1 protein-coding gene and 1 pseudogene are annotated in these 458 nt (G+C 74.0%); both read left to right on the top strand.

Features of this window, described 5'->3' with window-relative positions; genetic code table 11:
- A pseudogene (locus WDW90_RS38165) lies at positions 1-180 on the top strand (type I secretion system permease/ATPase); the annotation flags it as partial.
- Complete coding sequence (locus tag WDW90_RS38160) at positions 180-386, top strand: hypothetical protein (RefSeq protein WP_336492877.1); 207 nt, start codon at positions 180-182, stop codon at positions 384-386. The pseudogene WDW90_RS38165 and the gene WDW90_RS38160, both read left to right, overlap by 1 nt.
- The last annotated feature ends 72 nt before the right edge of the window (positions 387-458 follow it).

Raw genomic sequence — 458 nt, 5'->3', positions numbered from 1 at the left:
CGCATGAGCGCGCTCGCCGGCGTCGATCTCATCCTGACCATGCAGGACGGCCGCGCCCAGGCCTTCGGACCGAAAGAGCAGGTCCTCGCCCGACGCGGCCCCGCCGAGGCCCGCGACCCGGCCTCGCCCGGCAGCCCCGTTCCCCATCCCCGCATGCAGATCGTGAAGGAGAGCGCGTGATGCCCACCACCCTTCCCCTCGCCGACGAGACCGCCCGCAAGGGCCGCCGCACCGAGGCGCGCCCGGCCGCCTCCTCGACCCGGTCGGCGATCCGCCGGCAGGTCCGCATCACGGGTCTGATCGTTCTGGCCCTGGTGGGCGGGGTCAGCGGCTGGGCGAGCTTCACGAAGATCGACGGGATCGCAAAGGCCTGGCGCGAACACTGACCCCGCCCAGGCGCCGGCCCGTCATTCGGCACCGTCACACGCAGCCAACCCGGCCGGGCGGGGATGCTCGGG

Origin of the sequence: Methylobacterium nigriterrae, assembly GCF_037106235.1 — a bacterium.
Classification (GTDB): Bacteria; Pseudomonadota; Alphaproteobacteria; order Rhizobiales; family Beijerinckiaceae; genus Methylobacterium; species Methylobacterium nigriterrae.
This window is presented reverse-complemented; position numbering and strand designations above follow the sequence as displayed.